Source organism: Actinophytocola oryzae (assembly GCF_004364325.1).
Taxonomy (GTDB): domain Bacteria; phylum Actinomycetota; class Actinomycetes; order Mycobacteriales; family Pseudonocardiaceae; genus Actinophytocola; species Actinophytocola oryzae.
The window spans coordinates 2,501-5,259 of record NZ_SOCP01000044.1 but is presented as its reverse complement, the minus strand read 5'-3'; the positions used below and the strand labels follow the sequence as shown (position 1 = coordinate 5,259).

General features: G+C 57.2%; 2 rRNA genes (1 of these 2 cut by a window edge). Both read right to left on the bottom strand.

Annotation, left to right across the window (positions count from 1 at the left end):
* Positions 1-8: 8 nt before the first annotated feature.
* A 5S ribosomal RNA gene (gene rrf, locus CLV71_RS47330) occupies positions 9-125 on the bottom strand.
* 109 nt (positions 126-234) lie between these two features.
* Positions 235-2,759, bottom strand: a 23S ribosomal RNA gene (locus CLV71_RS47325) (it continues 596 nt past the right edge of the window).

Here is a 2,759-nt window from a genome sequence, read left to right as displayed (position 1 = left end):
GAAGTAAAGTCCGGCGGTGTCCTACTCTCCCACACCCTAGCGAGTGCAGTACCATCGGCGCTGGAGGGCTTAGCTTCCGGGTTCGGAATGGGACCGGGCGTTTCCCCACCGCTATCGCCGCCGAAACACTATGAAACAACACAACCACACCGGAGCCACACCCTAGGGGTGCTACTCGACACCGGGTTGGTGTTTCAGAATCGTATAGTGGATGCGAAACAAATTAGATCGTTTGTGGGTAAGTCCTCGGCCTGTTAGTACCAGTCAACTCCACACCTTACGATGCTTCCATACCTGGCCTATCAACCCCATGGTCTAGTGGGGGGCCTTAACCCTCACGGGTGGGAGACCTCATCTTGGAACAGGCTTCCCGCTTAGATGCCTTCAGCGGTTATCCCTCCCGAACGTAGCCAACCAGCCATGCCCTTGGCAGAACAACTGGCACACCAGAGGTTCGTCCGTCCCGGTCCTCTCGTACTAGGGACAGCCTTCCGCAAGTCTCCTGCGCGCGCGGCGGATAGGGACCGAACTGTCTCACGACGTTCTAAACCCAGCTCGCGTGCCGCTTTAATGGGCGAACAGCCCAACCCTTGGGACCTACTCCAGCCCCAGGATGCGACGAGCCGACATCGAGGTGCCAAACCATGCCGTCGATATGGACTCTTGGGCAAGATCAGCCTGTTATCCCCGGGGTACCTTTTGTCCGTTGAGCGACACCCCTTCCACCAGGTGGTGCCGGATCACTAGTCCCGACTTTCGTCCCTGCTCGACCTGTCAGTCTCACAGTCAAGCTCCCTTGTGCACTTACACTCAACACCTGATTGCCAACCAGGCTGAGGGAACCTTTGGGCGCCTCCGTTACTCTTTAGGAGGCAACCGCCCCAGTTAAACTACCCACCAGGCACTGTCCCTGGACCGGATCACGGTCCGAAGTTAGACACCCAGTACGACCAGAGTGGTATTTCAAGATTGACTCCACAACCACTGGCGTGGCCACTTCACAGTCTCCCACCTATCCTACACAAGCCGAACCAAGCACCAATACCAAGCTATAGTAAAGGTCCCGGGGTCTTTCCGTCCTGCCGCGCGTAACGAGCATCTTTACTCGTAGTGCAATTTCGCCGGGCCTGTGGTTGAGACAGCCGAGAAGTCGTTACGCCATTCGTGCAGGTCGGAACTTACCCGACAAGGAATTTCGCTACCTTAGGATGGTTATAGTTACCACCGCCGTTTACTGGCGCTTAAATTCTCAGCTTCGCCACACAAGGTGACTAACCGGTCCTCTTAACGTTCCAGCACCGGGCAGGCGTCAGTCCGTATACATCGTCTTGCGACTTCGCACGGACCTGTGTTTTTAGTAAACAGTCGCTTCTCGCTGGTCTCTGCGGCCACCTGGTCCTAGCCCGCAACGGGGCTTCAAACCCTGTGGCCCCCCTTCTCCCGAAGTTACGGGGGCATTTTGCCGAGTTCCTTAACCACAGTTCACCCGATCGCCTTGGTATTCTCTACCTGACCACCTGTGTCGGTTTGGGGTACGGGCCGCATGGACACTCACTAGAGGCTTTTCTCGGCAGCATGGGATCACTCTACTTCGCCTCATTCGGCTATGCATCACGTCTCAGCCTACATGCGCGACGGATTTGCCTATCGCACGGCCTACACGCTTACACCAGACACCATCAGCTGGCGGAGCTACCCTCCTGCGTCACCCCATCGTTTGACTACTACCGGTTCAGGTCCCACGCTCCCCCAACAGCAACCCGAAGGTCACCGCCAGGTTCGGGTGGTTAGTATCACCGGGCTCACCATGGACGCATCCACACGGGTACGGGAATATCAACCCGTTGTCCATCGACTACGCCTGTCGGCCTCGCCTTAGGTCCCGACTTACCCTGGGCGGATTAACCTGGCCCAGGAACCCTTGGTCATCCGGCGGCAGAGTTTCTCACTCTGCTTTCGCTACTCATGCCTGCATTCTCACTCCCACACCCTCCACAACTCGCTCACGCGGCTGCTTCCCTGGATGCAGGACGCTCCCCTACCCATCCCAGCCACTACACAACATTCCGAAGAATGAAGCGGATGTACATGCTGAAATGACACAGCTTCGGCGGTGCGCTTAAGCCCCGCTACATTGTCGGCGCAGGACCACTTGACCAGTGAGCTATTACGCACTCTTTCAAGGGTGGCTGCTTCTAAGCCAACCTCCTGGTTGTCTGGGCGACCCCACATCCTTTCCCACTTAGCGCACACTTAGGGGCCTTAGCTGGCGTTCTGGGCTGTTTCCCTCTCGACCACGAACCTTATCGCCCGCAGTCTCACTGCCGCGCTCTCACTTACTGGTATTCGGAGTTTGGTTGATTTCGGTAAGCTTGTAGGCCCCCTAGACCATCCAGTGCTCTACCCCCAGCAAGAAACACACGACGCTGCACCTAAATGCATTTCGGGGAGAACCAGCTATCACGGAGTTTGATTGGCCTTTCACCCCTACCCACAGCTCATCCCCCAGGTTTTCAACCCTGGTGGGTTCGGGCCTCCACGCCGTCTTACCGGCGCTTCACCCTGGCCATGGGTAGATCACCCCGCTTCGGGTCTAGAGCACGCGACTACGTTCGCCCTATTCAGACTCGCTTTCGCTACGGCTACCCCACACGGGTTAACCTCGCCACGCACCACTAACTCGCAGGCTCATTCTTCAAAAGGCACGCCATCACCATTGCTAAGACGGCTCTGACGGCTTGTAGGCACACGGTTTCAGG